A 21,586-nucleotide genomic window follows, 5' to 3' on the forward strand; every position below is an offset into this window, starting at 1 on the left:
GCCCAACACCAGCCCCAGCGGCGACCAGCTCATCAAAGTGAAAGACCTGCAGTTTGAGCTTAATAGCTACCCGGTACGCCTAGTGGACAAACCCGCCCCCGGCAGCTACTCCGGCAACGCCACGCTGAAGTTCAAATTCGACTGACACGGAAGAAACCCCTCAAAAACAACAACCCCTCCCCTTGAAAACCTGGCTCAAAGTCTCGCGAGCAAAGGCGGAACAAGGCGAGAACCACTGAGAAAGCGAAATATACTCGTGGTACATGAGCATTTCGAAGGAGGTACTCACCGTGTGACGCGCCACGAAGTGCAACAGACCGTAAACAGCTTCTAAGCGGGCGCAAAAACGGCGGCCTACGGCCGCCGTGTCGCACGCTGCGGCCTCTGGCCGCGCGCGCTTACTTCTCCACTTGCGTCACATCCCGCACCGCGCCGGTGTCGGCGCTGGTAGTCATCGCCGCGTAGGCACGCAGCGCAGGGCTGACCACGCGGTCGCGGCCCAGAGGCTTCCAGGCGTCGCGGCCCTTGGCTTCCATCGCCGCGCGCCGCGCCGCCAAGGTTTCATCGCTGACCGCCAAGCGGATGGAACGGCCTGGGATATCGATCTCGATGCGGTCTCCCTCTTCCACCAGACCGATGGCGCCGCCCTCGGCGGCTTCCGGCGACACATGGCCGATGGACAGGCCGGAGGTGCCTCCGGAGAAGCGACCATCGGTCAGCAAAGCGCAGTCCTTGCCCAAACCCTTGGATTTCAGATAGCTGGTGGGGTACAACATTTCCTGCATGCCGGGGCCGCCCTTGGGGCCTTCGTAGCGGATCACCACTACGTCGCCGGCCACGATGCGGTCGGCCAGGATGGCCTCCACCGCCGCGTCCTGGCTTTCAAAGATGCGGGCGCGCCCGTTGAATTTGAGAATGGAGTCGTCCACGCCGGCGGTTTTAACAATACAGCCGCGCTCGGCGATATTGCCGGCCAACACCGCTAGGCCGCCGTCCTGGGAGTAAGCGTGCTCGCAATCGCGAATGCAGCCTTCGGCGCGGTCGTCGTCCACCGTCGGGTAGCGCATGGATTGCGAGAAGGCGATGGTGGTGGGCACGCCGCCCGGCGCCGCGCGGTAGAAGCGTCGCGCCTCGCTGTCTTCGCCGTGGCGACAGATGTCCCAGGCTTCCAGCGCTTCGCCCAGCGTGGCGCTGTGCACGGTGGGCACCTCGCGGCGGATCAGGCCGGCGCGGTCCAGCTCGGCCAGGATGGCCACCACGCCGCCGGCGCGGTGCACGTCTTCCATATGGTATTTCTGGGTGGCCGGCGCCACCTTGGCCAGGCACGGCACCGAACGCGAGATGCGGTCGATGTCCGCCATTTTGAAGTCCACGCCGGCTTCCTGCGCCGCCGCCAGCAGGTGCAGCACGGTGTTGGTGGAGCCGCCCATGGCCACATCCAGGCTCATCGCGTTCTCAAACGCGGCCTTGGTGGCGATGGCGCGCGGCAGCAGGCTGGCGTCGTCCTGCTCGTAATGGCGCTTGGTGATATCCACGATCAGACGGCCGGCGCGCAGGAACAATTCCTTGCGGTCCGCATGCGTGGCCACCAGGCTGCCGTTGCCCGGCAGGGACAGGCCCAGCGCCTCGGTCAGGCAGTTCATGGAGTTGGCGGTGAACATGCCGGAGCAAGAGCCGCAGGTGGGACAGGCGGAACGCTCCACGCGCTCGACGTCCTCATTGGACACCGCGCTGTTGGCGGCCTCCACCATCGCGTCCACCAAGTCCAGCTTGCGGATGTCGTTGCCCCACTGCACTTTGCCGGCCTCCATCGGGCCGCCGGAAACGAACACCACCGGGATGTTCAAACGCATCGCCGCCATCAGCATGCCGGGGGTGATCTTGTCGCAGTTGGAGATGCACACCAGCGCGTCGGCGCAGTGAGCGTTGACCATGTATTCCACGCTGTCGGCGATCAAGTCCCGGCTGGGCAGGCTGTAGAGCATGCCGCCGTGGCCCATGGCGATGCCGTCGTCGATGGCGATGGTGTTGAATTCCTTGGCCACGCCGCCGGCGCGTTCGATTTCCCGAGCCACCAACTGACCCATATTGTGCAGGTGCACATGACCGGGCACGAACTGGGTGAAGCTATTGGCGATGGCGATGATGGGTTTGCCGAAGTCGTCGTCCTTCATGCCGGTGGCGCGCCATAGAGCGCGGGCACCCGCCATATTGCGGCCGGCGGTGGAAGTGCGGGAGCGGTATTGGGGCATTGCTGATTCCTTAATTTCTACATGAGGGGAAAGGCGCTCCGGGCCTGGCCTGCTTTAAGGCCGGGCCGCCTGGCTCCGGGTGCCGGGGAGCTCAAGGCAAAAATGCGTCGGGCGGCGGGTGGGCCGCGCGACGCGTGGGAACGCTTTCCCATATAATCCGTCCACATTCTTTTACCGCAAACGCACACGGCTGACAAATGATCATTCATCCGCAGTTCGACCCCGTGGCCATCCAGCTGGGCCCGCTGGCCATCCATTGGTACGGCCTGATGTACTTGCTGGGCTTCGCCAGCTTCCTGATTCTAGGCAATTACCGCATCAAGCGCGGCCACGCCTTCCTCACCTCCAAGCTGCTGGACGATCTGCTGATGTACGGCGCCGTCGGCGTAGTGCTGGGCGGCCGCCTGGGCGAAGTGCTGTTCTACCAGCCCGGCTATTACCTTAGCCACCCGCTGGAAATCCTGATGGTGTGGAAGGGCGGCATGTCTTTCCACGGCGGCTTCATCGGCGTCTTGATCGGCGTGGCGCTGTTCGCGCGCAAACACGGCCGCAGCTTCTGGGAAGTCACCGACTTCATCGCGCCGCTGGTGCCGCTGGGACTGGCCGCCGGCCGCATCGGCAACTTCATCAACGGCGAACTGTGGGGCCGGGTAGCCGATCCCAAGCTGCCGTGGGCGATGCTGTTTCCGCAGGCCAAAATGGACGATCTGATCCAGGCGCAGCAGTCCTCCGACCTGATGGTCACCCTGCTCAACTACGGCGGCCTGCCGCGCCACCCCTCGCAGCTGTATGAATTCGCGCTGGAAGGCCTGGCGCTGTTCGCGCTGCTGTGGTGCTTCAGCGCCAAAACGCGCGCCCGCGGCCAGGTGTCCGCGCTGTTCCTGATCGGCTACGGCCTGGCCCGCTTCGGCAGCGAGTTCTTCCGCACGCCGGACGCCGGCATCTTCGGCCAGTCCGACGTGATCAGCATGGGCCAATGGCTGAGCCTGCCTATGATCGTGATCGGCATGGCCTTGTTCTACCTGTTCGGCAAGCGCAAGGCGGCCTGAGCCGGGCTAGGCTAGAATGCTTGCTATACGCGGCGGTTTTTAGAGCCAGCTTACGATCTCGCGAGCTAGAGCGAGACAAGGCGAAACCAGCTGAGAAAGCGGAATGTACATACGGTACATGAGCATTTCGAAGTTGGTTTCAACGCCATATCGCTGACGCGCAGCAGATCGTAAACAGGTACTTAGCCCGCTGCTTCAAGGCCAGTCTTAATGACTGGCCTTTTTGAATCCCTAGCCCTTGCGGCTTTTCGTCCGCAATAGAGGAAAACACTGCCATGACCGCCATCAAACTGACGCTGGCCGGCGCGCTGCTGGCCGCCGCCACCCTGGCCAACGCCGCCCAGACCGTGCTCAAGGTCTCCGCCATTCCCGACGAATCTCCCACCGAGTTGCAGCGCAAATTCGCGCCGTTGGGCCAGTATCTGGAAAAAGAGCTGGGCATGAAGGTGCAGTTCGTGCCGGTGTCGGATTACGCCGGCGTGGTCACCGCGCTGACCTCGGACAAGCTGGACATGGCCTGGCTGGGCGGCTTCACCTATGTGCAGGCCAGCCAACGCGGCAAGGTGGTGCCGCTGGTGCAGCGCGAGGAGGACAGCAAGTTCACCTCCACCTTCATCACCAGCGGCCCGGCCAAGAGTCTGAAAGAGCTCAAGGGCGACAGCTTCGCCTTCGGTTCCGCCTCCTCCACTTCCGGCCATCTGATGCCGCGCTATTTCATGCAGAAGGACGGCATCAAACCGGAAAGTTTCTTTAAGAACGTCGCCTATTCCGGCGCCCACGACGCCACCGTGGCCTGGGTGGCCGCCGGCAAGGTGGAGGCCGGCGTGTTGAACAGCTCCGTGTGGCAGAAGCTGGTGGAAAGCAAGAAAGTGGATAGCGCCAAAGTGCGCGTAATCGCCACCACCCCGCCCTACTACGACTACAACTGGACGGTGCGCGGCAGCATGGACAAGGGTTTGCAGGACAAAATCCGCCAGGCCTTCCTCAAGCTGGACGCCAAGAATCCGGAACAGAAAGCCGTGCTGGATCTGCAGCGCGCCAGCCGCTTCATTCCCACCAAGCCGGACAATTACCAGGGCATAGAAGCCGCCGCCACGGCCGCCGGGCTGCTGAAGTGAGCCTGGAGTTTCAGGGCGCCGGCCTGAAGCTGGACGGCGCCGTCATCCTGCGCGGCATAGAGCTGCGCCTGGCCGCCGGCGAGCAAGCGGCCTTGATCGGGCCGTCCGGCGCCGGCAAGAGTTCGCTGCTGCTGCTGGCCAACACCGGCCTGCGCCCGGACGCCGGCGAGGTCCGGCTGCTGGGCGCCGACCCCTGGCGCCTGCCGCGCCGCGCCCTGCGCGCCTTGCGCGCGCGCATCGGCAGCGTCTACCAGACGCCGCCGTTGCCGCCGCACCAGCGGGTGATCCACGCAGTGGCGGCCGGCCGGCTGGGCCAAGGCGGCGAACTGGCGGCCCTGCGCCAGCTGCTGTGGCCGGACGACGCCGCCGGCGTCGCCGCCGAATTGGAGCGGCTGGGCCTGTCCGACAAGCTGTGGCAGCGCTGCGACCAGCTGTCCGGCGGCCAACGCCAGCGCGTCGGCATCGCCCGCGCGCTGTACCAGCGCCCGGAACTCTTGCTGGCCGACGAACCCGTGTCGGCCTTGGACCCCAGGCTGGCCGACGACACCATACGCCTGCTGTGCGAGGACGCCCGCGCGCGCCGCGCGACCCTGCTGGTCAGCCTGCACTCGGTGCAACTGGCCTTGGAGCACTTCCCGCGCATCATCGGCCTGCGCGACGGCGCCGTCGCCTTCGACTTGCCGCGCGAACAGGTCGACTCCGCGCTGCTGACCGAACTCTACTCCGGCGACGCGCCCGACGCGGCGACGGAAACGGCCGCGCCCGCCACGGCGCTCAGAGGCCTGCAATGCTGAAGCCGCGCGACCCGGCCGCGCGCTCGCGGTTGGGCTGGCTGCTGCTGACTCTAGCGCTGCTTCTGCCCACGCTGCCGCTGACTCAGTTCACGCTGAGCACCTTATTCAACGGCGACACCTGGCTCAGCCTGGCGCGCTTCGCCGCCGGCTTTTTGCCGCCGGCCCACGACGGCGATTTCCTGAAAGAGGTAATAAGGGAAACCGCCGTCACGCTGGCCGTGGCCAGCGCCGGCCTGGTCCTGGCCATGCTGCTGGGCGCGCCATTGGCCTTCGCCACCAGCCGCGCGCTGGATGATCATCAACTCACCGCCGCCGTGCCGCGCCGCGCGGTCTTTGCGACGCAAAGCCTGCTGCGCGGGCTGATGGTATGGCTGCGCGGCGTGCCGGACATCGTCTGGGCGCTGCTCTTCGTCCGCGCAGCCGGCCTGGGCAGCCTGCCGGCGGTATTGGCGCTGGGCCTGGCTTATGGCGGCATGCTGGGCAAGGTCTACGCGGAAATCCTGGAATCCCAGCCGCGCGCGCCGGCGCAGGCGCTGGCGGCCACCGGCGCCAGCCGCTGGCAACGGCTGTGCTGGGCGCTGTGGCCGCAAGCGCTGCCGGAATTGATCAGCTATAGCGTCTACCGCTGGGAATGCGCGATTCGCGCGTCGGCCGTGATGGGTTTCGTCGGCGCCGGCGGCATCGGCCAGTTGCTGGACAGCAGCCTGAAAATGCTCAACGGCGGCGAGGTGGGCACGCTGCTCTTGGTGTTCCTGCTGCTGGTGGGTTTGAGCGAGGGCGTCAGCCGCTGGTCGCGGCGCGCTTTGGAACGCGACGGCGGCGGCCGCCGCCTGTTGCTGGCCGTTGGCGCGCTGGCCGCCTTCAGCCTTTGCTGGCTATGGCCGGACTGGCGCGCCAACGGCTTCGACTGGCGCGGCCTGCCGCGCTTCGCCATGGAATTCCTGCCGCCGGACTTCTCCCCCGCCACGTTGGGGCAGTTGGGTCAGGGCGTGGTGGAAACCTTGGCGATGTCAGCGCTGGGCACGGTGCTGGCGGCCTTGCTGGCCATGCCGCTGGCCTTGCCGGCGGCCGGCCGGCTGGGCGTCGCCGCCAAGAGCGCGACGCGTCTGTTGTTGAACATGCTGCGCGGCATACCGGACCTGCTGTGGGCGGCGCTGGCGGTGTTGGCGCTGGGCCTGGGGCCGGCGGCCGGCGTGCTGGCGCTGGCGATGCACACCGCCGGCGTGTTGGGCCGCTTGTTTGCGGAAACCCTGGAAAACGCGCCGCCGCAGGCGGAGCAGGCCCTGCTTCACGCCGGCGCCGGCCGCGCGGCCGCCTTCTGCTACGGGCCCTTGCCCATGGTCGCCAGCCAATGGCTGGCTTACACCTTGTATCGCTGGGAAAACAATATCCGCATCGCCACCGTGCTCGGCATCGTCGGCGCTGGCGGCCTGGGCCAGCAACTCTACCTGGCACTCTCCTTGTTCCAACAACAGGCCGCCGCCGCCATCATCCTGGCGATGGTGGCCCTGTCCTGGGGCGTGGAACAGCTGAGCCGCGCGCTGCGCCGGCGCCTGGGCTGAGAGCCTGTTCAAAGTCTCTCGAGCAAAGGCGAAAACAAGCGAAAAAGCGGAATGTACATACGGTACATGAGCATTTCGAAGGGATTTTCAACGCCGTATCGCTAACGCGCAGCAGATCGTAAACAGGTTCTTAGCCTGCCGCCCCGTCCATTTTCATCCCATGCTTAATTGGCTTCCTTGCAGGCGACCAATCCACACACAAACATCGCGAAACCCGCGAACCCCAGCGCCTTGGCCACCAAGAACGGCCACTCCGGCGTGCCGCCATTGCCGCCGGACGCGCCAAAACCCGCCAGCATCAAACCCAACCAGGCCAAGCCGCCGGAGGCCAGCAAAGCGCAGACTGCCCCGCCATACCATGCTCTCTTGCTCATCACGGTTCTCCTCTTCCCACGCTTTTGAATCTTCTTATTGTTCACACCCGCCCCGCCAACAGCCCTGCCAGGCACAGCAGCCAGCACAGGCCGGTCGCCAGTAAAAATCCGCGCAGCAAGCGGGCCATGCCGCGCTGCCTTGCCTCCAGCGAGCGGCCGGCCAAGTCGCGCCCAAACAGCCGCGACAAGGCCAGATCCAACTCCTCAAGAGTGCCAGCCGAATCCACGGCCTGCAACAAGGCCGCGTCCAATTGCAGACGCCAGCCCAGCCAGGCTTGCCATAAAGCGACAGCAGCGCACAACGGCAGCCATAAGGCCGGCGCCGGCGTCAACGCCGACAAGGCCAGCAAGCCCCAACTAGGCCAGCACAGCCAGCGGCAGGAAGCCAGAACCGCGGCGCTCAGCCGCGCCTGCGCAAGATCAGACGTCACAAGGGCTCCAATCGCGCGCACAGGCGCGCCAATTCCGCGCATTGCGCATCGCTCAGCTCCACGCGCTGGCGGCGTTGCCTCAGCAGCGCGCGCGCCTGCTCCACCGAGCCCGCGCGTCCGCTGAGTACCATCCAGGCCAGCAACACCGCCGCGCTGCGCGTCAGGCCCAAAGCGCAATGCACCAGCAAGGGCCCGCTCTGGCCGGTCCGCAATCGATCCAGGGCCTGTACCGCCAGCCGCAATTGAGCCGGCGCCGGCAGCAGCAGATCCAGCAAGGGCTGGCTATGGTATACCACGGCTCCGGCCGCCTGGCGGTCGTATTCCGCGGCCAGGTCCAGCACCGCGACGAAGCGGGCGTCGCGCGCCGCGCTGACCGGCCCCAGCCAGACCTCCTCTATCACCTCCTCCGCGCCCGGCAAGCGGCGCAGAAAATAAGCATGCGCCAGCCGCGCGGCCAGGCTGTAAGGCCACAGCAACACGCGCGCGGCGAAGCGGCGGCGGCCGGCGTGTTTTTGCAGCGCGGCCGGACCCAGCCGCCAATAAGCCCACGCCAGCACGCTCAAGGCCAGCGCCGGCCAGGCCAGAAACCAGCCCCAGCCGCCCAGCGCCGCCGCCAACACCAGCAGCAACGCGGCCCCTGCCGCGTAACGCGCGCCCAAAACGCGGCTGCGGCCCGGCTCGGGCGAACGCCAGGACGGCGCCGTCGGCGCCGGCATCGGCCACAGATAGCAGACCAGCACCGCCAGCGCGAAACCGCTGGGCACATCCCAAAAATGATGCTGCCAGGTAGTCAGCACCGACACCCCGATCAAGGCGAACCAGCCATGCAGCAGCCAGAGCCAGCGCCACGGCGTGTGCTGCCAGTAGCGCAGCCACAACACCACCAGCAGGCCGATATGCAGCGAAGGCGCCTGGTTGAACGGTTTGTCGAAGCCCATCAGCAGATCGAACATCTGCCCGAACACGCCGTCCAGCGGCGGGCGCTCAAAGCCGAAGCGCAGCGGAAATAGCAGGAAGCACAAGCAGGACAGCAGGGTGACCGCCAGCAAGCGCTTGGCGTGGGCATTGAGTTCGGCGCGGCTGGCGCACAGAAAGAGCGAGACGCCGTAGAGCAGGTCTATGCTCCAGTACGGCACGATGGTCCACGGCCACAGCGGGATGGCCCGCTCCCAGCCCATCGCCACATTGCCCACCCGCTCCGGCGGCAGGCCCGCCGCGTATTGATTGGCCGCGCCGTAGAGCAGGAAAAAGCTGGGCCCCAACAGCAATAGCCATAGACAGGCCAGCCGCCAAGGACGGCCGGCGGCGGCCGGCGCGCTCACGCCTCGGCCTCGGCCAGCGGCTGTGGCCGCTCCGTTGCGACGTCGGCGCGGCGTCGCGCCAGGCTGACGCTGAAGATGCCCCATTCGTCGATGCGCTGCTCCAGCTTCTCGAAGCCGGCGTCGGCCACCAGTTGATCCATCTCCTGCTGGGTGCGGCGACGCATGATCCAGTCCGCGCCGCCGCGATGGCTGCTCAGCGTGCGCGCAATCAACTCCAGCTGCGGATGCCAGGGCTGGTTGGTGTAGACCAGATAGCCGCCGGGCGGCACCGCCTCGGCCAGGCCGGCCAAGGACTGGCGGATGGGTTCGTTCTCGGGAAACAGCTCATAAAGGCCGGACACCACCGCCAGCGTCGGCGCCGGCTGCAGCGCAGCCAGGCTAGCGCGGTCAAAGGCATTGCCCTGGTCGAAACGCGCCACCGCGTCCAAGCCGCGCTCGGCGATCAAGCGCCGGCCGGCGCCGACGTTGATGTCGCTGTAATCGCGCAGCTGCACATGTTCCACCGGCTGGCCGGCGACGGCGTCCAGGATGTAGCGGCCATGGCCGGCGGCGATGTCCAGCAGGCGCAGCGGCTGGTCGTCGGCGCGCAGGCGGCCCATCGCCGCGGCGATCAACTCCTCCAGATTCAGCTTGCGCTGGCGTATCCCCTTCCAGCCCACGCTGTCCAGATAGGCGCGGTCGCCCAGGCGGCCCAGCGGGCTGAAGCCGGACGCCTGGTTGCGGTAAACGTAATCCAGGGTGCTGCCGGAATCGAAACCGGTACGCCAGCCCAGACGTATGCCTGCCGACAGGCGGCCCAGCGTGGCCAGGGTCAGCCGGGTCAGCGCAAACTGCCAGCGCAGCGGCGACAGCCAGGAGCGCGGCTGTTGCAGTTGTTGGTATTCCAGCGCGGTATAGCCGGCGGCGTCGGCGCGGCTCAGGTCCACCGCCGGCGCGCCGGCCTCTACTCGCTGGATGAAGGCGCGGATTTTGTCCAGCGCCGACGCGCGATCGCGCTCACCCAGGGTGTCGTGGTAGAAGCCCGGCAGCAGGTGCATTTCCTTCAGGGGGCTGCCCAGTTTCTGGAAGAACTCGCGCTGCGGCCCCTGGTGCACGACGAAGTCAGCGCCCGACATCAACAACTGGGTCGGCAGCGTGATGGCGCCGGCGTCGGCGACGATGCGCTCGGCGGTGTCGTACAAGTCCAGCAGGATGTTGGAGGAAATCGGCCGGGTGATCAGCGGGTCGCTGTTGTAGGACGCGATGCGCTCCGGATCATGAGTCAGGAAGCGCGCCTTGACATAGGAGTTGACGAAGAAATTGCCCCGCAGCCGCTGCATCAGCCGGAGCCCAGGCCGGGCGAAGGGCACGTAGAGCTTGACCTTGAAGGCCGGAGAGGCCAGCACCAGCGCGCGCACGCGCGGCGCGTAGTCGTGGGCCCAGGCGGCCGCCAGCACCGCGCCCACGCTCTGGGCGATCACCACGATCTCCTCCATCGCCAGGCCGTGACGCTGGCACAGGTGGCGGACGAAGCCGTCCAGGTCGCGCACCGTGGCGCCCAGGCTGGGGCTGTAGCCGCGCGGCCCCTCGTTGCGGCCGTGACCGCGCGCGTCCCAGGCGAACATCGGCGTATCCGTCAGCTGCAACTCGTCCACCAGGTGCTGCAGGCGGCCGGAATGTTCGTGGCCGCGGTGCAGCAGCACGATGGCGCGCGGCCGCGCGCCGGGAGTCAGCGCCGGCCAATGCCGATAAAACAGGGTTTGACCGTCAAAACTGACAAACTGCGATTCTTCGGCTTGGCGCATGCTCGGGCTCCTTTCAAGCCTCCTGCTCCGCCGGCGCGGCGGGCAGGGTTTTTTGCTTCAAGTACAACAGCGATTCGCGGATGCGGTCGCGGAAAGCGGTTTTCTCTTCCAGCCACTGCAGCGGCCGGCCAACGGCGATGTCGACGAAAAAAGGCACGGGCAGCCATTGGCCGCGTCCCATCGCCCGGCCCAGGCCGTGCAGATAGACCGGCACCACCGGCACATCGGGGAAATCCCGGCTCAGATACCAGATGCCGGACTTGATCTCGGACAGCACCTCGGGCTCGCCGCGCGAGCCTTCCGGAAACAGGATCAGAATGCGTCCCTGGCGCAGCGCCTCGCGGCAGCCCACCAGAGGGTCCATCCCCTTGGCCACGCCGCCGCGCACCACCGGGATGATGCCCACCACCTGGGTGGCGAACCAGGCGAACAGGCGGTTTTTCAAGAAGTAGTCCGCCGCCGCCGCCGGCTGCACCTCGGGGATGCGCCCCAGCGGAAACAGGCTGTACAGCGCCAGGATGTCCAGGTGGCTATTGTGGTTGGCCACCACGATGGCCGGGCCGTTCAGCGGCAGCCGCTCCTGATGACGCACCGTCACCCCCAACCACAATCGCACCACCGGCCGGGCCAGCAGCAACACGAACAGAATGCGCAGCAATCGGCTCATCATCGGCTCAGAAGTACAAGTAGTGGACATAGTGGAAGAACAGCGGCGCGGTATAGGTCAGCGAATCCAGCCGGTCCAGCACCCCGCCGTGGCCGGGCAGCAGGCGGCCGGAGTCCTTGACCCCGATGTCGCGCTTCACCGCGGAAATCACGATGTCGCCGATAAACCCCATCACCCCGATCAACAAACCGGCCAAGGCCGCGTGCAGCGGCGAGAACGGCGTCAGCAACGGCCCCAGCAACCAGCCCAGCAGGCAAGTGGTCAAGGCGCCGCCCAGGAAGCCCTCCAGCGTCTTGTTAGGCGATACCTTGGGCGCCACCTTGCGCCGGCCGAAGGCCTTGCCCCACAAGTATTGCGCCACGTCGTTGAGCTGAGTCAGTGCCACCAGGTAGAACAGCAACATCGCGCCTTGGGCCGGTTCGCCGATATGGGTCAGCTGCGGCAGGGTCAACACCGCGGCCATATGGCTTAGGCAAAACACGCAAATCATCAGACCCCATTGCAGCGAGGCGGCGGCCTTGAGGAAGCCCTGGGTTTCCCCAATCAGCACCATGCGCATCGGCAGGAACAGGAAGATGTAAACCGGGATGAAGATGATGAACATGCCGTACCAGTGCACGCCCAGCCAGTAATACTGCAGCGGGATGCTCAGATAGGCCCAGAACAGCACCACATGATCGGCGGTGCGGGTGGCGCACAGCGTCAGGTATTCCTTCAGCGCCAGGAAGCTGATCAGCGCGAACACCACCAGCGCCAGCGGCACATTGCCCAGCAGGGTCAGCGAGAAGCAGGCGACGATCCACCACCAAGTGCGGATGCGCAGCTTCAGTTCCAGCCAGTTCTTCTGCGGCGAACGGCTCTCCAGCACGCGGATGGCGACGCTGGCGATCACCAGCAACGCGAATACGGCGCCCAGCGCCCAGATCAATGCCTGCGGCAACAGCGGTTTAAACATCTTCGCCCTCTTTCAAAATGGCCCGCGCCCGGTTGACGCAGGTCAGCGCCATCAAGGCGGCGCTCAGTCCAAACACCCAAGCTCCCCAGGCCGCCGCCTGCGGCCACAGGCCCAGCAGCAGCGCGAAGGCGCCGTAAACAAAGGCGCGGTCGCTCTTGCCCATTGGTCCATCGTAGCGCCGGCTCGCGCCCAGGCTGGGGCCCAGTACACCCACGAATTCGGTCAGCAAGGCCAGCGTCACAGCCAACACCACCCAGGCCGGCTCCGCCAACAAGAAGGCGAACGGCAGGTAGAGCGCGGCGTCGGACACCACGTCGCCCACTTCGTTGAGAACGCCGCCCAAGCGCGACTTCTGGCCGTGCTCGCGCGCCAACATGCCGTCGATGGCGTTCAAGGCCATGCGCAGGAACAGGAATACGGGCAGCAACAGCCAGGGCAAGGCCTGATCCGGCCGGCAAGCCAGCCAGCCGCCGTAGGCGATGGAAGCCAGCATGGCGCCGAGCGTGACGTGGTTGGCGGTAACGCCAAGGGAAACCAGGCCGCGCAACAAGGGGCGCAGCAGGTCCTGAAAACGGGATTTGAGTTGATAGATGCTGGGCATTTCGGCTTCGGCTCGTCTGCTCCGTCCCGGCGCGCTTCCGCGACAGTCATCACAGTCGTCAAGAAAAGTTGCAAATCCGTCGACGCGTCCGCCAAGGACGGACACACGGAAAACGCGATTATGCCGATTGCAGAAAAGCGCGGCAAAGGAAATTGTTTGGCAATCCTACCTCGAACAAAAATACCGGTCCGCCGCCGCTGCGGCCTCAATGTGGACAAGGCATTGTTCCAATGATGAAAATCACACAATCAAAACAAATTAATATATAAGACTAATTTTTAATAATTTCCAAGAATTTGCAGGATGCCTTAGCATCACTCCATCGCATGTCATGGGCTTATCCATGGCAGAAAATTTCTCGGAATCACGATGCGCCGGCATCTCCTGAAAACGCGTCGCCAAACGGCGCGAACGAAACCCGCGGCGCGTCTTCAGACAAGGGGCATCATCATGAAACACGCCATCGCATTGGCCATCGCATTGAGCACCGCCGCCGGCACCGCCTGGGCCGACCGTCTGGACGACATCAAGAAAGCCGGCGTGCTGCGCGTCGCCGCCTTCGACAGCAACCCGCCCTTCGGCTTTCTCGACGCCAAAACTCGTCAGATCTCCGGCCTGGACGTGGACGTGGCCCAGCACATCGCCAAGAAGCTGGGCGTCAAACTCAGCCTGATCCCCACCAATCCGGCCAACCGCGTGCCGCTCTTGGTGTCCGGCAAGGCGGATCTGGTAGCCGCCAACTTCACCGTCACCGACGAGCGCAAGAAGCAAGTGGCGTTCAGCCTGCCCTACTTCGCCTCCGGCCAGCAGTTCATCGCCCGCAAGGGTTCGCTGCAAAAGCCGGAGCAATTGGCCGGACTGCGCGTGGGCGTGGACAAGGGCACTACCCAGGAAGTGAACCTGCGCGACAAATACCCCAAGACCACCGTAGTGGCCTACGACGACACCCCCTTGGCCTTCACCGCGCTGCGCAACGGCAACGTCCAAGCCATCAGCCAGGACGGTTCCAAGCTCGCCGCGCTGCTGGCCAACGCGCCGGACAAGGCCAAGTTCGAACTGGCGCCGTTCACCCTGACTCGCGAATACCAGGCCATCGGCCTGCCCAAGGGCGAAGCGCGTCTGCTGAAAGCGGTGAACGACAGCCTGCTGGAACTGGAAAAATCCGGCCAGGCCGCCAAGATCTACAACCAGTGGTTCGGCCCGGCCGCCAAGGCGCCGCTGCCTAGGGACTTCAAAATCGGCGAAGCCAGCTAAGACCCGCTAACAAAACCCCTGATCCTGCGTTGCGCCTCCTTGTCGTACGACTTGTACTGCCTGCGTCGGCGCGCCTTGGCTCAGGTTCTCTGCGAGGTTTTCTTAGCGGCTCTAAGAACCTGTTTACGATCTGCTGCGCGTCGGCGATACGGCGTTGAAAGCGAGTTCAAAATGCTCATGTACCGCTTGACCATTCCGCTTTTTCGCTTGTTTTCGCCTTGTCTCGCCCTAGCTCGCGAGATCGTAAACAGACTCTAAGACGGCGCGTTTTCCCATCCGTATCCCCAGCCGCCGGGCGCGCCCGGCGGTTTCGCCATTTCAAGCGCCGCCGGCGCTGAAAGGCGGAGCGCAATCGCAATACAGGACAGCAAGCAATGAATCCCCCCTCCTGGCTCGGCCACCACTGGCTGGAGCCCCACTACCTGGGCTGGCTGCTCAAGGGCGCGCTGCTCACCGGCTGGCTGACGCTGCTGGTCTGCCTCGCCGCCACCGCGCTCGGCATGCTGCTGACCGCGGCGCTGGAATCGCGCTGGCGCGCGCTCGGCCGCGGCGCCGGCCTCTGGGTCAGCTTGCATCGCAACACACCGCTGATGGTGCAGTTGCTGTTGTGGTATTTCGGCGTGGCGGGCCTGCTGCCGGAAGCCGCCATGCTGTGGCTGAACACGCCGCGCAGCCTGCCCTTGCCGGGCGGCCTGGCGCTGCCGTGGCCGTCCTTCGAATTCCTGGCCGCGCTGGTGGGGCTAACCCTTTATAGCGCCAGCTTCATCTGCGGCGAGCTGCAGGCCGGGCTGCGCGGCGTCGCCGCCGGCCAGCGCCAGGCGGCGCGCGCGCTGGGCATGAACGGCTGGCAGGAATTCCGCTGGGTGGTGCTGCCGCAGGCCTGGGCGCTGGCGCGCCGGCCGCTGGTAGGCCAATACACCGCGGTGGTGAAGAACACCTCGCTGGCGATGGCCATAGGCGTGGCCGAGTTGTCCTATACCTCGCGTCAGGTGGAAACCGAAACCCTGCTCGCCTTCCAAGCCTTCGCCGTGGCCACCGCCGCCTATCTGCTGCTGGTATTGCTGACCCAGGCGCTGAGCCAGCGCGGCGAGCCGGCATGGAGGGCGCCGCGATGATGCCGCCAGTGATTCAGGACAATCTCGATTATCTGCTGTGGGGCAATCTGGCCCACGGAGAACCCGGCGGCCTGCTGCTGACCCTGGGCATCAGCGCCGCCGCCGGCGCACTGGCCAGCCTGCTGGGCCTGGCCGGCGGCATCGCCCTGGTCATGTGCGGGCCCGGCCCGCGCCGCGCGCTGGGCGCCCTGGTGGCGCTGCTGCGCGCCATCCCGGTGCTGATGCTGATCTTCTGGTGCTATTTCCTGTTGCCCATCCTGTTTGGCGTGGACATCCCCGGCGTGCTCACCGTGGTGTTGGCGCTGGCCTTGATCAACGCGGCCTATCTGAGCCAGTCGGTGCAGGCCGGCATCGCCGCCATCGGCCCCGGACAATGGGCGGCCGGGCTGTCGCTGGGCCTGGACCGCTGGCAGACGCTGCGGCTGATCGTTCTGCCGCAAGCGCTGCGCATGATGCTGCCCTCCTTCGTCAACCAGTGGATCACCCTGATCAAGGACAGCTCGCTGGCCTATGTGGTGGGCGTGGCCGAATTCACCTTCGTCGCCACCCAGGTCAACAACCGCGAACAGGTCTACCCGCTGGAGATCTTCGCCTTCATCGCGCTGGCTTATTTCGTGGTCTGCGGCGGCCTACAGCTACTGGGCCGCTGGAGCGACAAACGCTGGAGTCTGCCGGCCAGGGCCTGAGAACCTGTTTACGATCTGCTGCGCGTCGTGAAGCGTTGCACGGTGAGTACGAGCTCAAAATGCTCATGTACCACGTGTACATTCCGCTTTTTCGCCCGTTTTCGCCTTGTCTCGCCTTAGCTCGCGAGATCGTAAACACGTTCTTAGCGGGTCTTAATTCAAATGCTGACGGAAGAAACGCTCCATCGCGCCATAGGCGTCGAAGCGGTTTTCCTCGTTGTGGAAACCATGGCCCTCATTGTCCTTGACCATGTATTCCACTTCCACGCCGCGCTTCTGCAGCGCCTTGACGATCTGATTGGATTCGTCGATGTTGACGCGGGGGTCCTTGGCGCCTTGCAACACCAGCAGCGGAGTCTTGATGCGGTCCACCTGGAACACCGGCGAGCGCTCGCGCATCATCGCCTTATCCTTGACCGGATCGCCCACCATCTCGTGCATCATGTCCAACATCGGCTTCCAATACGGCGGTATGGTGTTCATGAAGGTAAACAGATTGGACACCCCCACGTAATCCACCGCGCAGCGGTACAACTCCGGCGTCTTGGTGATGCCTGCCAGCGTGGCGTAACCGCCGTAGCTGCCGCCGTAGATGCAGACGCGCTTTGGATCCGCCACACCCTGCTTGACCAGCCAGTCCACGCCGTCGCTGACGTCGTCCTGCATGGTGCCGCCCCATTGTTTGAACGAAGCCTGCCAGAAATCGCGGCCATAGCCGGTGGAGCCGCGGAAGTTCATCTGCAGCACCGCCCAACCGCGGCTGGCGAAGAACTGCACCTCGGGGTTGAATCGCCAGCTGTCGCGCGCCCATGGCCCGCCGTGCGGATTGATGATTACCGGCAGCCCCTTGGCGTCCTCCTTGCCCTTGGGCAGGGTCAGGTAGCCGTTGATGGTCAAACCGTCGCGGCTGCGATACTGCACCGGCCGCATCGTCGCCATCTCGCCCTCCTTCAACCAGGGCGTGATCTCGGCCAGTAGTTCCAGTTTGTCGCCGGCCTCGTCGTATAGATAGCGCTTGCCCTGGGTACGGTCGTTCCAGGCCGCCACGATGAAGCGGTTCTCCGCGCGGCTGGCGGACTGGATGTCCACCTGGTAGCCGGGCAGCCGCGCCTCCAGCCTGGCGAGCAGAGCCTCGCTCTTCTCGTCGAGGCATAGCCTGCCCGGCTTGTCGGTTTCGAAGCGGGCGCAGGTGATCACTTTGCGCTTGCGGGAAAAGCCCAGACCATCGACATCCACGTCGTCTCGCTGATAGATCTGCTTCACTTCCTTGCCGGTCTTGGGATCGAATTCGACGATGGCGCTCTTGTCGCGGCCCAGATTGCTGGCGGCGTAGAAACGCTGGTTGTCGAAAGTGAAGAACAAGGGATTGAAGCTATCGCGGAAGGAGGTGGTCATCAGCTTGCGGAAGGCGCCGCCCGGCTGATCGCGATACAGCAAGGTGCTGTTGACGCCGTCGGTGGTGGTGGCGATGCGGATGCGGCCATTGTGATCGGTGCTCCAGCTGGTGACGTTGCCGGGGTTCTTCGCCTCCAGCGTCAGCTTGCCGGTTTTCAGGTTCACCCGGTAAACGTCGAACACTTCCGGCTTGCGCTTGTTCAGGCCCACCAGCAATTCATCGTCGCGCTCGGTCAGTTCATCGACGATCTCCGCGCGCACGCCGGGAAACGGCGTCAGATCGCGGCTCTTGCCGCTGGCCAGGTCCACCGCGTACAGGTGGAAATTCTCATCGCCGCCATTGTCCTTGCTGTAGACCAGCCGCTGATTGCCCTTCCAAAAATAACCGGACAGGTCGCGGTCCTTCACCGCGGTGACGCGCCGGTCCGGTTGCCCCGGCCGGCGCACCACGATATTGCGCCGCGCCTCCCAAGGCGTCAGGAAAGCCACGCTCTTGCCATCCGGCGACAAGGTGAAATTGCTCTGCTCCGGATTACGGAAAAAATCGCGCAGCGGAATGTCCGCGGCGTAGGCCGCGCCGGACAACGCCGCGGCCAAGGCCAGGCTTGATACCCAAGTTTTCACGGAAACTCCTTGTCTGAAATGATCCCAATCCGGCGCAGCCGCGCTGGACCCCTGCGATAATATGCCACAAAAATATCCATTCTCGAGCCACACTCCCCCGCTGGCACCGCTTGATCCCGATCAAGCCGCCATGCAACAGCCCGTGCGTCCGCCAGGCCGGCGGGCGTAGCCTGTTTCGGTCTCGGACAATCAGGATAATCATCATGCACTTGCCGCTACGCCTCGCCATCGTTTCCGCCTTCGCCGCCCTGCACCTCGGCCCGCCCGCGCACGCCATGCCGGCCGCGCCGGACTACGTCGACGACAGCCAATACCTGTCCGCCGCGCGCCAGCGCGTGCTGCCGCCGGACATCCCCTGGCAGGGAGACAGCCAGCGCTTCGCGGTCAAGGCGGACGACCCGTGGGCCACGCCGCTGGAGGCCAGCGGCTTCAAGCACACGCCGGCCTACCCGGAAACCATCGCCTATCTGAACAAGCTGGCCGCCGCCAAACCGGCGCTGCTCAAGCTGGGCCCGATGACGGAGAAAACCGACCAGGGCCACGACATGATGATGGCGGTGGTGTCCGCCGCCGCCGATAAATCGCCGCAAGGCCTGCGCGCCAGCGGCAAGCCGCTGATCTATGTGCAGGCCGGCATCCACCCCGGCGAAGCCAACGGCAAGGACGCCGGACTGATGCTGATCCGCGACCTGCTGATCCGCGACGACGCGCTGCTGTCCAAGGTCAACCTGCTGTTCGTCCCCACCGTCAACGTGGACGGCGACATGCGCTACGGCAAATACGGCCGCATCAACCAGAACGGGCCGGAACAGACCGGCTGGCGGGTCAACGGCCGCAACCTCAATCTGAACCGCGACTTCACCAAGCTGGACAGCCCGGAAATCCGCAATGTGGCGCGCGCGCTCAACGACTACCAGCCGGACTTCTTCATCGACACCCACAGCACGGATGGCGTCAACTATCAGTACGACGTCACCTACTGCAACAACGGCCAGGGCTGGTCGCCCGAATCCAGCCACTGGATGGATCAGGTGATGACGCCCGAGGTCTACCGCGAGCTGCGCCGCTACGGCCATGAACCCAATGTCTGCATCTCGATGAACGACAACGAGAACCCCGACAAGGGCTATTACCCGTACTACAGCGATCTGGCGCGCTTCTCCAATCAGTACGCCGACGCCCGCGGCATCCCCGCCATCCTGGTGGAACTGCACGCGCTCAAGCCCTACAAGCAGCAAGTGCTGGGCAACTACGTGCTCTATCGTTCCATCTTCGACAGCGTGTCCCGCCATTACGACGGCCTGCGCGCCGCCATCGCCAAGGACCGCGCCGCGCGGCCGGACCCGGTGACGCTGAGCTGGAAGGAAGCCGAGGGCAAACCCAAGCAGGTGGACTTCAAGGGCGTCAAGTTCGACAAAGTGCAATCCCCTATCACCGGCGACAAGATCGTGCGTTGGAGCAATCAGCCGCGCGACTACCGCTTGCCCATCACCCCGCTGACCGTGCCGGACCTGATCGCGGCGCGGCCCAAAGCCTATGTGGTGCCGGCGCAATGGCACGAGGTGATCGCCCGGCTGCGCGCTCACGGCGTCCAGTTGCGCGAATTGAACCGGCCGGAAACCCTGGACGTCACCGTCTACCGGCTGGACGACATCAAGCTGGGCACGCCGTTCGAACCGGACCGCGAATCCGCCGACAAGATTCCCGGCTACGAAGGCCGCTTGCTGATAGACGGCAAACCCAGCCCGCTGCAACGCAAAGTCACTTATCCGGCCGGCTCCGTGGTGGTGGACCCGCAACAACCCTTGGGCACGCTGGCGATGCTGCTGCTGGAACCGGCCAGCCCGGACTCCTTCCTGCATTGGGGCTTCTTCAACGCCAATCTCACCTCGGCGGAAGCCCCGGAAGCTTATGTAATGGAACCGATGGCGCGGCGCATGCTGGCGGAAAGCCCGGCCTTGCGCCAGGCCTTCCAGGCCAGGCTCAAGGACCCCAAATTCGCTAAGGACCGCAACGCCCGGCTCAACTGGTTCTATGAGCAGACCCCGTTCGCCGACAGCAACCGCTTCCTCTACCCGGTGGGCATCGTGCGCTAACCCCGCGCCGCGCAGGCGGCCGCCGGCTTGTCTACACTACAAGAATTCAAGCCGGCGGTCTCTTGGACCGCGGGCGCGACAATAACTCGCATCAGGCGGGGCGGGCAGCAGATCGTTTCCATGTTTGCAGCGGCGGACCGGCGTGGCCGGTCAACAGCCGCAACCAGGAGAAACCCATGCACATCAAGGTTCTCGGCGCCGCCGCCTGCATCGGCCACCCCGGCCACACCACCAGTTTTCTGATTGACGAAGACACCCTGATAGATTGCGGCACCGGCGTCACCAGCCTGCGCGCGGACGAGATGCTGTCCATCCGCCAGGTGCTGCTCACCCACAGCCACGCCGACCACTGCGGCTGCCTGCCGTTGCTGGCCGACGTTCACGCCAGCCGCCGCGGCCCCGGCCTCACCGTCTACAGCCAGCAAGAAACCCTGGACGCGCTGCGCGCCCACCTGTTCAACGGCGAACTCTGGCCGGACTACACCCGCCAACCCAGCACGGAACAGCCCTGGCTGCGGCTGCAAGCGGTGGAGCCCGGCTACGCGCTGCCGATAGGCGAAGGCCTGGCCACCGCGCTGCCGGCCAATCACAGCGTGCCGGCGCTGGGCTGGTTGATAGAAGGCAGCTGGCGCGCTCTCGCCTTCAGCGGCGACAGCGGCCCCTGCCCGGCCTTCTGGCAATGGGTGTCCAATGTGCCCTCGCTGACCGACGTGATCTGCGAACTGACCTATACCGACGAACGCCAGGGCGAAGCCGCGCGTCAGGGCCATATGACGCCCTTACTGTTGCTGCCCTTCCTGCCGCTGCTGCCGGCCAACACGCATCTGTGGATCAGCCACATCGACCCCGGCTGCCGCGAACACCTGCTGGAACAACTGCGCTCGGAATACTCCAACGGCCTGCGCGTCTGCCCGCTGCGCGAAGGCATGCTGATCGAACTGTAGCCGCCGGAGGCCAAGGCCATGCAAGGCTATCAACTCTCCTTCTTCACCCAGCAAGACCACAGCCACGACGGCCTGCCGCTGGCGGAATGGATAGTGCAACAGGCGCGGCGGATGGACATCCGCGGCGCCACGCTGTTCGCCGCCAGCGAAGGCTACGGCCGCCACCGCCGGCTGCATTCCGCTCACTTCTTCGAACTGGCGGACCAGCCCGAGGAAGTCACGCTGGTGGTCAGCGCCGATGAAGCCGAACGGCTGCTTGCCGCGCTCGCCGCCGCCGGGGTCAAGGTGTTTTACGTGAAGACGCCGGTGGAGTTCGGCGTGTTGGGGGAGGAGGAATCGTAAAAACGATGCGCCAAGGGACAGCGGATAATACCAACCCGCCGGCGAGCGAGGGAGAAGCTGTGTCGATTCGGAGGTGTCAGGAATTCTGTGTGCGGAGGTCGGTTAAACAAATCTCAGCCGAGAGCGTCAGTGAAGCGCTCGCCGAACAGAATAGCAAACTGGTTGGCTGCTTGCTTCCAAGTGATCGGCGGCATCTTCCAGTCTTTCTCAATATTGCGCAA

The 21,586-nt window shown here is 65.2% G+C and carries 19 protein-coding genes; 10 read left to right on the plus strand and 9 right to left on the minus strand.

What is annotated here, in order from left to right; all coding sequences use genetic code 11:
* Positions 1-398: 398 nt before the first annotated feature.
* Entirely contained in the window at positions 399-2,252 is a 1,854-nt protein-coding gene (ilvD, locus tag HA052_RS25170; protein WP_166454122.1) for a dihydroxy-acid dehydratase, read from the minus strand.
* Between the two features lie 197 nt (positions 2,253-2,449).
* Between ilvD and lgt the strand changes: the two genes are divergently transcribed.
* The 4 genes from lgt to phnE all read left to right on the plus strand — a co-directional run bounded on the left by lgt (position 2,450) and on the right by phnE (position 6,775).
* Complete coding sequence (lgt, locus tag HA052_RS25175; RefSeq protein ID WP_081550472.1) at positions 2,450-3,301, plus strand: prolipoprotein diacylglyceryl transferase; 852 nt, start codon at positions 2,450-2,452, stop codon at positions 3,299-3,301.
* Between the two features lie 275 nt (positions 3,302-3,576).
* Entirely contained in the window at positions 3,577-4,419 is an 843-nt protein-coding gene (locus HA052_RS25180; protein WP_081550470.1) for a putative selenate ABC transporter substrate-binding protein, read from the plus strand.
* Entirely contained in the window at positions 4,416-5,213 is a 798-nt protein-coding gene (locus HA052_RS25185; protein WP_166454123.1) for an ATP-binding cassette domain-containing protein, read from the plus strand. The genes HA052_RS25180 and HA052_RS25185 overlap by 4 nt, the downstream gene beginning before the upstream one ends.
* Positions 5,207-6,775 (plus strand): phosphonate ABC transporter, permease protein PhnE, encoded by a 1,569-nt coding sequence (gene phnE, locus HA052_RS25190; protein WP_166454124.1) that lies wholly within the window; start codon positions 5,207-5,209, stop codon positions 6,773-6,775. The genes HA052_RS25185 and phnE overlap by 7 nt, the downstream gene beginning before the upstream one ends.
* A gap of 164 nt (positions 6,776-6,939) precedes the next feature.
* Here the strand turns inward: phnE and HA052_RS25195 are convergent, their stop codons facing one another.
* The 7 genes from HA052_RS25195 to HA052_RS25225 are packed head-to-tail and all read right to left on the minus strand — an operon-like array spanning position 6,940 to position 12,909.
* The gene (locus HA052_RS25195; RefSeq protein ID WP_166454125.1) at positions 6,940-7,149 is read right to left on the minus strand and encodes a hypothetical protein; all 210 of its coding nucleotides are present in this window, start codon (positions 7,147-7,149) and stop codon (positions 6,940-6,942) included.
* Positions 7,150-7,190: 41 nt separating this feature from the next.
* Positions 7,191-7,580: a hypothetical protein gene (locus tag HA052_RS25200; protein ID WP_166454126.1), complete on the minus strand. Its 390-nt coding sequence runs from the start codon at positions 7,578-7,580 to the stop codon at positions 7,191-7,193.
* Positions 7,577-8,902 (minus strand): dual specificity protein phosphatase family protein, encoded by a 1,326-nt coding sequence (locus HA052_RS28175; RefSeq protein ID WP_206119048.1) that lies wholly within the window; start codon positions 8,900-8,902, stop codon positions 7,577-7,579. The genes HA052_RS25200 and HA052_RS28175 overlap by 4 nt, the downstream gene beginning before the upstream one ends.
* The gene (locus HA052_RS25210; RefSeq protein ID WP_166454128.1) at positions 8,899-10,686 is read right to left on the minus strand and encodes a bifunctional alpha/beta hydrolase/class I SAM-dependent methyltransferase; all 1,788 of its coding nucleotides are present in this window, start codon (positions 10,684-10,686) and stop codon (positions 8,899-8,901) included. Before HA052_RS25210 ends, HA052_RS28175 begins: the two co-directional genes overlap by 4 nt.
* A 13-nt stretch (positions 10,687-10,699) precedes the next feature.
* The gene (locus HA052_RS25215) at positions 10,700-11,353 is read right to left on the minus strand and encodes a lysophospholipid acyltransferase family protein (RefSeq protein ID WP_166454129.1); all 654 of its coding nucleotides are present in this window, start codon (positions 11,351-11,353) and stop codon (positions 10,700-10,702) included.
* Between the two features lie 7 nt (positions 11,354-11,360).
* Positions 11,361-12,308 carry a phosphatidate cytidylyltransferase gene (locus HA052_RS25220; RefSeq protein ID WP_107798455.1) on the minus strand — a complete coding sequence of 316 codons (948 nt, stop codon included), beginning with the start codon at positions 12,306-12,308 and terminating at the stop codon, positions 11,361-11,363.
* Positions 12,301-12,909 (minus strand): CDP-alcohol phosphatidyltransferase family protein, encoded by a 609-nt coding sequence (locus HA052_RS25225; protein WP_166454130.1) that lies wholly within the window; start codon positions 12,907-12,909, stop codon positions 12,301-12,303. Before HA052_RS25225 ends, HA052_RS25220 begins: the two co-directional genes overlap by 8 nt.
* 450 nt (positions 12,910-13,359) lie before the next feature.
* Between HA052_RS25225 and HA052_RS25230 the strand changes: the two genes are divergently transcribed.
* The 3 genes from HA052_RS25230 to HA052_RS25240 all read left to right on the plus strand — a co-directional run bounded on the left by HA052_RS25230 (position 13,360) and on the right by HA052_RS25240 (position 15,964).
* The gene (locus HA052_RS25230) at positions 13,360-14,163 is read left to right on the plus strand and encodes an ABC transporter substrate-binding protein (RefSeq protein WP_166454131.1); all 804 of its coding nucleotides are present in this window, start codon (positions 13,360-13,362) and stop codon (positions 14,161-14,163) included.
* Positions 14,164-14,537: 374 nt separating this feature from the next.
* Positions 14,538-15,278 carry an amino acid ABC transporter permease gene (locus HA052_RS25235; RefSeq protein ID WP_166454132.1) on the plus strand — a complete coding sequence of 247 codons (741 nt, stop codon included), beginning with the start codon at positions 14,538-14,540 and terminating at the stop codon, positions 15,276-15,278.
* Positions 15,275-15,964 carry an amino acid ABC transporter permease gene (locus HA052_RS25240; protein WP_166454133.1) on the plus strand — a complete coding sequence of 230 codons (690 nt, stop codon included), beginning with the start codon at positions 15,275-15,277 and terminating at the stop codon, positions 15,962-15,964. The genes HA052_RS25235 and HA052_RS25240 overlap by 4 nt, the downstream gene beginning before the upstream one ends.
* A 153-nt stretch (positions 15,965-16,117) precedes the next feature.
* On the opposite strand, the gene HA052_RS25245 is transcribed toward HA052_RS25240, so the two are convergent.
* Positions 16,118-17,983, minus strand: coding sequence for a S9 family peptidase (locus HA052_RS25245; RefSeq protein ID WP_346774590.1), 1,866 nt, complete (start codon positions 17,981-17,983; stop codon positions 16,118-16,120).
* Positions 17,984-18,186: 203 nt separating this feature from the next.
* On the opposite strand from HA052_RS25245, the gene HA052_RS25250 reads away from it, so the two are divergent.
* The 3 genes from HA052_RS25250 (at position 18,187) to HA052_RS25260 (ending at position 21,365) form a co-directional block, all read left to right on the plus strand.
* Positions 18,187-20,079 carry a M14 family metallopeptidase gene (locus HA052_RS25250; RefSeq protein ID WP_166454134.1) on the plus strand — a complete coding sequence of 631 codons (1,893 nt, stop codon included), beginning with the start codon at positions 18,187-18,189 and terminating at the stop codon, positions 20,077-20,079.
* 176 nt (positions 20,080-20,255) lie between these two features.
* Complete coding sequence (locus HA052_RS25255) at positions 20,256-21,023, plus strand: 3',5'-cyclic-nucleotide phosphodiesterase (RefSeq protein ID WP_166454135.1); 768 nt, start codon at positions 20,256-20,258, stop codon at positions 21,021-21,023.
* Between the two features lie 18 nt (positions 21,024-21,041).
* On the plus strand, positions 21,042-21,365 hold the full coding sequence (locus HA052_RS25260; RefSeq protein WP_166454136.1) for a DUF190 domain-containing protein: 324 nt from the start codon (positions 21,042-21,044) through the stop codon (positions 21,363-21,365).
* Positions 21,366-21,586 lie beyond the last annotated feature (221 nt).

The organism is Chromobacterium fluminis (assembly GCF_011602385.1).
GTDB classification, from domain to species: domain Bacteria; phylum Pseudomonadota; class Gammaproteobacteria; order Burkholderiales; family Chromobacteriaceae; genus Chromobacterium; species Chromobacterium fluminis.

Bases quoted from the DNA above. Each gene is read 5' to 3' on its own strand.
- ilvD (WP_166454122.1), bottom strand. From the start codon at position 2,252: ATGCCCCAATACCGCTCCCGCACTTCCACCGCCGGCCGCAATATGGCG.
- lgt (WP_081550472.1), top strand. From the start codon at position 2,450: ATGATCATTCATCCGCAGTTCGACCCCGTGGCCATCCAGCTGGGCCCG.
- HA052_RS25180 (WP_081550470.1), top strand. From the start codon at position 3,577: ATGACCGCCATCAAACTGACGCTGGCCGGCGCGCTGCTGGCCGCCGCC.
- phnE (WP_166454124.1), top strand. From the start codon at position 5,207: ATGCTGAAGCCGCGCGACCCGGCCGCGCGCTCGCGGTTGGGCTGGCTG.
- HA052_RS25195 (WP_166454125.1), bottom strand. From the start codon at position 7,149: ATGAGCAAGAGAGCATGGTATGGCGGGGCAGTCTGCGCTTTGCTGGCC.
- HA052_RS25210 (WP_166454128.1), bottom strand. From the start codon at position 10,686: ATGCGCCAAGCCGAAGAATCGCAGTTTGTCAGTTTTGACGGTCAAACC.
- HA052_RS25215 (WP_166454129.1), bottom strand. From the start codon at position 11,353: ATGAGCCGATTGCTGCGCATTCTGTTCGTGTTGCTGCTGGCCCGGCCG.
- HA052_RS25220 (WP_107798455.1), bottom strand. From the start codon at position 12,308: ATGTTTAAACCGCTGTTGCCGCAGGCATTGATCTGGGCGCTGGGCGCC.
- HA052_RS25225 (WP_166454130.1), bottom strand. From the start codon at position 12,909: ATGCCCAGCATCTATCAACTCAAATCCCGTTTTCAGGACCTGCTGCGC.
- HA052_RS25230 (WP_166454131.1), top strand. From the start codon at position 13,360: ATGAAACACGCCATCGCATTGGCCATCGCATTGAGCACCGCCGCCGGC.
- HA052_RS25235 (WP_166454132.1), top strand. From the start codon at position 14,538: ATGAATCCCCCCTCCTGGCTCGGCCACCACTGGCTGGAGCCCCACTAC.
- HA052_RS25240 (WP_166454133.1), top strand. From the start codon at position 15,275: ATGATGCCGCCAGTGATTCAGGACAATCTCGATTATCTGCTGTGGGGC.
- HA052_RS25250 (WP_166454134.1), top strand. From the start codon at position 18,187: ATGCACTTGCCGCTACGCCTCGCCATCGTTTCCGCCTTCGCCGCCCTG.
- HA052_RS25255 (WP_166454135.1), top strand. From the start codon at position 20,256: ATGCACATCAAGGTTCTCGGCGCCGCCGCCTGCATCGGCCACCCCGGC.
- HA052_RS25260 (WP_166454136.1), top strand. From the start codon at position 21,042: ATGCAAGGCTATCAACTCTCCTTCTTCACCCAGCAAGACCACAGCCAC.